At 53.9% G+C, this 6,184-nt stretch carries 5 protein-coding genes; 3 read left to right on the plus strand and 2 right to left on the minus strand.

What is annotated here, in order from left to right; genetic code table 11:
* Positions 1-41: 41 nt before the first annotated feature.
* Positions 42-689 carry an SGNH/GDSL hydrolase family protein gene (locus WCI03_07405; GenBank protein MEI8139677.1) on the minus strand — a complete coding sequence of 216 codons (648 nt, stop codon included), beginning with the start codon at positions 687-689 and terminating at the stop codon, positions 42-44.
* Between the two features lie 275 nt (positions 690-964).
* On the opposite strand from WCI03_07405, the gene WCI03_07410 reads away from it, so the two are divergent.
* Positions 965-2,479, plus strand: coding sequence for an FAD-binding oxidoreductase (locus tag WCI03_07410; protein ID MEI8139678.1), 1,515 nt, complete (start codon positions 965-967; stop codon positions 2,477-2,479).
* A gap of 12 nt (positions 2,480-2,491) precedes the next feature.
* On the plus strand, positions 2,492-3,529 hold the full coding sequence (locus tag WCI03_07415) for an alcohol dehydrogenase catalytic domain-containing protein (GenBank protein ID MEI8139679.1): 1,038 nt from the start codon (positions 2,492-2,494) through the stop codon (positions 3,527-3,529).
* On the opposite strand, the gene WCI03_07420 is transcribed toward WCI03_07415, so the two are convergent.
* Complete coding sequence (locus tag WCI03_07420) at positions 3,507-4,304, minus strand: AraC family transcriptional regulator (protein MEI8139680.1); 798 nt, start codon at positions 4,302-4,304, stop codon at positions 3,507-3,509. The two genes, WCI03_07415 and WCI03_07420, sit on opposite strands and share 23 nt — an antisense overlap.
* Positions 4,305-4,487: 183 nt before the next feature.
* Here WCI03_07420 and WCI03_07425 point away from each other — a divergent pair.
* Positions 4,488-6,184 (plus strand): alpha-amylase family protein (locus WCI03_07425; GenBank protein ID MEI8139681.1); only part of this gene is annotated, 1,697 nt, incomplete at its 3' end.

Below are 6,184 nucleotides of genomic sequence, written 5' to 3' on the forward strand. Positions count from 1 at the left end.
TGAAATCTGTCTTCTGAATCCTGACTACTGAATCCTGTTCTCTACCATTTGAAGCCGAGCGCATCGACAAATGCTTTGGCCATGACCATGTGTCCAACCTGATTGGGATGGACGCGATCCCAGGCGAGCGTGCCGGAGTATTGGGTGTTCAGGATCTTGTCGATGGCGGCCTGGGTGTCGACTAGGACAGTCTTATTTTCCCTGGCGATTTTTTTGACGACGGCACCATATTTATCCATGGTGGCCCGCATGGGATCCCGCCTGTTGGCTTCAATATAGTACGGGGTCACCAGGATCAGGCCTTTGACCTTGGGCAGAGTGGACTTAACCAGTTCCCGCAGCGTCGCTTCGTATTCCTTGATCGGAACGTGCCATTCCGTTTGAAGCGGGCAATCATATTGGCGCCAGACGTCGTTAATACCGATCATGATGGAAACCCAGTCGGGCTTGAGATCAACGACGTCGGTCTGCCAGCGGGCCTTGAGATCACGGACGGTATTGCCGCTGCATCCCATGTTGACTACACGGATTCCCAACTCAGGATAGGATGAACCGAGGAGCGCATTGACGAGGCAGGAATAGCCGCGTCCAAGCGGATCGAACAATCCCTCGGCAACGGGGCGAGTGCGCCCGGCGTCAGTAATGGAATCCCCGATCATCACCAGTTTCGAACCCTTTTGTAATTTCATAGAATACGTTCCTTGTAAAATTTGTACGCGTGCCTATCGCACACGGAATAAGGGGCGTCAATCAGAAATTATTGGCTGAAAGTAGTTCAAGCATGGGTCATGCTGTTTTAAGTTTGACCTTGATCCCCACATGCGTTTCCATCACGGTGTTTGGCAATCATAACTACTAGGATTAAGTGGATGTAAAACTGTGAAAACACTTGAAACTTCATCTTTACTCAAGGCACGTCTGCTGGCTGACGGCCAAATCCTTTGAAGAGCGAAAGGATATTGTAATGAAATCGGGCCTTATTCAAAGCTTTGGTGAAAACCACGTTGATTATTTGCATGATGAATCCCGCTTCAGTGGGAGAGCGGAGACGATTGCGTTTCCCGCCAATGAAAACGAGGTCCGGCATGTGGTGGCGGCCGTTTGTGCCGCGGGCGGCACCCTTACTGTTCAAGGTGCACGTACCGGTATTGCGGGAGGGGCTGTGCCGAGAGGAGGCACTGTACTCAATCTCAGCCGCTTGAATATTGTCGGGTATTGTACTCCCTGTAAGGGATTCCTGAAGGCGCAGGCTGGAGTGCTTCTGACAGACGTGCGGGCAGTAGCCGATGAAAATAATTTATTTTTTCCGCCGGACCCAACGGAAACTTCCGCCTCGATTGGCGGGATGATTGCCACCAATGCCTCAGGCGCCTTGTCGTTTTTTTATGGATCCACCCGGAAATGGATTGAGGCACTACGGATTGTCCTTGCTGATGGATCCATGTTGGCGCTCCAGCGGGGTGACGCGATCGTGTCGGGGCGAGAATTTCGTGTTGCCACTGAGGATGGTCGGGAAATCTGCGGGATATTGCCCGGTTACACCATGCCACCCGTCAAGAGTGCCGCTGGGTATTATGCGGCTGATAACATGGATTTGATCGACCTTTTTATGGGCATGGAGGGGACGCTGGGCATCATTACCGAGGCGAAGCTCCGCCTGATTCCACGGCCAGCAGTGGTTTGCGGGCTCACTGTTTTTCTGCCTTCCACGGCAGCGGCGTTAACGTTTGTAAGGCTGGTACGCGGTGAAAGCGTGGGCCTTCAGACCGGCTTACTGGCCCGGCCGGTGGCGATCGAATTTTTCAATCATGACACCTTGGAGCTGTTGCGTCAGATGAAGCGGGAGGGGAAAGGGGGGGGCTCCATACCGCCACTTCGGTCGCATTACCATACTGCCGTCTATCTTGAGTTCCATGGAGAAGTTGAGGAGGCGTTGGAAAGTGCCGCCATGGCGGCGATTGAGACCGCCTCGGCGTTGGGGGGGAGCGGTGAAGACTCCTGGTTCGCATCGACCCCACGCGATCTGGAGCCACAAAAGGCCTTCCGGCATGCCATTCCCGAAGCGGTGAATCTGCTCATCGGCGAAAGGCAGCGGATAGACCCTGCTATCACTAAATTGGGAACGGATATGTCCGTCCCTGATGCCGCATTAGAACAGGTCATGGACATGTATCAAGAGGGATTAAAAGCCGCCAGATTGGAGTCGGTTATTTTTGGGCACATTGGGAATAACCATGTGCACGTCAATATCCTCCCGCGCAGCATGGAGGAATATGAACGTGGCAAAGCCCTCTATCAGGTTTGGGCCCGGCGTGTTGTGGAAATGGGTGGGTCAGTCTCTGCAGAGCATGGGATAGGTCGACTGAAAACCTCGTTATTGGAACTGATGGTGGGTAAACACGGGGTTGCGCAGATGCGTGCCCTTAAGCAACTTTTTGATCCCGGGATGAAATTGAACCCCGGGGTGCTGTTTGACTGATAGGAGAGCAATATGAAAGCAATGAGACTGACTGGAATTCGTGCCATGGCAATGCAGACGGTTCCCACACCTGCTGTCACGCAAGACAATGAGATCCTGATTCAGATGACGCGGGTTGGGGTTTGTGGCTCTGATGTGCATTACTACACAGAAGGCAAGATTGGGTCCCAGGTGGTGCAGTATCCCTTTACGGTTGGCCATGAGGGGGCGGGAATTATCAAACAGGTCGGGGCCGCGGTTTCAAAATTCAGGCCGGGTGACCATGTCGCCATCGAGCCAGCCATGCCCTGCTGGGGGTGTGACCAATGTCTGGCGGGGCGGCCGCATACTTGTCGTAAACTTAAGTTTCTGGGCTGTCCGGAGCAAGCGGAAGGCTGTCTCTCTGAATACGTGGTCATGCCGGAGACCAGTTGCGTTGCCTTGTCCCCTTCGATCAGTGACGATGAGGGCGCGCTTTCCGAGCCACTCGCGATTGGGGTCTATGCCGTGAAAACTTCGATTCCCATGCGGGGAGCGAAGGTGGGAATCCTTGGGTCCGGCCCCATCGGGTTGAGTATCCTGTTTGCCGCCCGTGCACAGGGTGCGGGTTGCATTTATGTCACCGACAAAATTAAGGCGCGCCTGGCAATGGCGCGTCGCGCCGGTGCCGATTGGGGCGGCAATCCCGAAGCCTGTGATGTAGTTAAGGAGATTTGTCAACGGGAGCCAGCGCAGCTCGATGTGGTCTTTGAATGCTGCGGCAAGCAGGAAGCATTGGATCAGGGAATAGAGCTTCTGAAACCGGGTGGCAAATTAATGGTGGTTGGAATCCCGCCGACCCTTGACCGTGTCTCCTTTAAGATCGATCTCCTACGGCGTAAAGAACTCTGCATTCAGAACGTGCGGCGGCAGAATCACTGTGTTCAGCCTGCTCTCGATATGATTGCCCGCCGTGAATTCGATGTAAATGTCATGGTCACCCACCGGTTCCCCTTCAGCCAAACCCAGGCGGCTTTTGATCTGGTGGCTGGCTATGAAAATGGCGTGGTCAAGGCGATGATTGATTTTTGATGGTGGCATAAGTCTGCTGGCGGAATTCAGCCGGGGGGACGCCCCGGATACGGGTGAAGACTCGGGTGAAGTGGTACCGGTCGCAAAAGCCCGTTCGTTCGGCTATTTCTTTGATCCCAAGCGAGGAGTGATGCAGGAGAAGGCAGGCCTGCTCAACCCGTTTGGACGTGCTATAGGCCTGTGGGCTTACCCCTGTTTGCCGCTTGAATAAGCGAATAAAGGCATTGGTATTCATGCGAGCGATCCGGGCTAAGGTGTCGTTGGATGGGGGAGTTTGATGGGATTGTTCCATGAGCCGCATGGCGTCCAGGATACATGTGTTGCAGTTCTCATGCTTTAAGAGTTCATCCGGGACCTGGGCAAGCGCCTGATGGATGAGGGAGAATGCCAGCATGACGCCCCGATTACATAGGGGGGTGCCTTCCTCGCTGTAATTGTAAAGCTCACCTGCCCGCTTTTGTGTGGCATTGTCGATGGGAATGCAGAATACGGATGGCGGTAATCCGGTATAGGGCGGCGGGGTGACGAAATGCATATAGAGATGCTCCATCACCTTGGAATGGTGCGATGCAAAAGGGGTATTCGGCGAGATTAAGACAAGATGGCCGGGATCCAGGGGCGTGATCCGGTCGGAGAGGCGCACTTGCGCCCCTACATTTCGGTTCCAGTAGAGCCTCCAATACGGCGCTGAAAGATTGGGATTATTCCATTGTCTGAGCGATGCTGCGATACAGGTTGTCATTCGGATGCCGGAACTGTGATATTCATTTATCATGCATGCCATACTCACTCAAAACGGATAAATATTCAAGGTCTTGCGTCTTTGAATATTCCTAAGTGCGAGAAAAGTACACAACCCAGGCGTATTTAATCCATTGCTCACAACGCAGAGTGAGCCTAGGATTCCATGATTGTTTTAAACACAGGAGCGGTTGTCGCTTCCTAGAGAGGAAATTGAATGAAGATCAAGAAGGTATCGAAGAGTCCAATCACGTGTTCGGGGCCGGATCTGGTGGCCTCACGATTTCGTCAAATCCATCTGGATTTCCACACCTCGGAACTCATCCCTGATGTAGGTGCGGAATTTGACGCCGATACATTTGGAAACATCCTTGACGAGGCGCGGGTCAATTGGATCACCCTGTTTGCCAAGTGCCATCACGGGATGAGCTATTATCCGACTCAGGCGGGGGCCATCCATCCGAGCATGAAAATCGATTTGCTGGGTGAGCAAATTGAAGCCTGCCGTAAGCGGGGGATTGTGACCCCGGCCTACATCAGCGTCCGGGTCGATGAACACAATGCCAAGATTCATCATGACTGGATTGGCCACCTTAAGGACAACAAGTACTGGAAGTGGGGCGATACCCTGTCGGCTGGTTGGTATAACCATTGCATGAACAACACCGACTACATTGACCAGTTGGAAGCGCAGGCCGAAGAAGTGCTGAAATGGTACGATGTCGAGGGCCTGTTCTTTGACATGTGCTACTGCCCTGATCCCGGTTGTTACTGTCCCCGCTGCTATGACAGCATGAAGCGACGTGGAATGGACTTCGCCAGTGATGAGGATCATCGCAAGCATGAGTTCCTGATTACCCGTGAGTATACGCAACGCCTCACCAAGGCCATCCGGAAGATCAAGAAGAATGCCACGATCTTTTTCAACGGCCGCATGCGGCCTGGCATTACTGAGGAGTTGGATGTCTTTACGCACATTGAGATCGAGGCGCTTCCCACGGGAGGCTGGGGGTATGCCTTCTTCCCGATCCATGCCCGCTATGGGCGCGTTCTGCCGCGTCCGCTGCAGGGGATGACGGCCCGTTTCCACAAGAGCTGGGCCGACTTTGGCGGCGTGAAGACCTCGGACCAGTTGCTGTTTGAGGCTGGCACGATTTTGTCCGCCACGGCCGTCATGAACGTTGGCGATCAATGCCACCCGCGTGGGACGCTGGACAAAGGGGCCTACGAAGTGATCGGTACCTCCTTCAAGCACGTTGAAAAATGTGAGCCCTGGTGCGTGGGGGCCAAGGCGGCGGCGGAGATCGGTGTGATGATGCTGCCTGCTGAAGAGGTGGCTGGAAAAGCGGTTGGTGCGGGACATATGGCTGGCATTCAGGAATCTGTGGACGGTGCCGGGCGGATGCTCCTGGAGCTTAAGCAGCAGTTTAACCTGATCTACCCCAATACGGATTTGAAGGATTACAAGGTTGTGATTCTGCCGGACAGTGGTGCAGTTGACGTCCCGTTGCAAAAGGCCCTGAAGGCCTTTATGGATCAAGGGGGCGCGGTGATTGCCTCGCATAAGGCTTCGTTGCAGGACGGCAAGTTTCATTGTCCCGGGCTGCCGGTGAGCTATGTGAGTGAGAACCCGAGCACGCCCTGCTATCTGGATTTGGGCAAGGAGCTTGGGCAAGGCTGGCCGCAAAGCAAATTTGTGTTTTATGATGCGAGCACTTTCGTGAAGCCGGTTGCAGGCGCGGTGAAGATGGGGCATTTGGTCAGCTCGTATTTTAATCGTGAATACGATCATTTCTGTTCGCATAACCAGACTCCTGATGACAAGGTGACGCCGTATCCCGTGGCCGTGGTCAAGGGTCGTGTTGCTTATATTTCTACGGAAGTGTTCAAGGCGTATCGGAACCACGCATACTC

Source organism: bacterium (genome assembly GCA_037143175.1).
Taxonomy (GTDB): Bacteria; Verrucomicrobiota; Kiritimatiellia; order CAIKKV01; family CAITUY01; genus JAABPW01.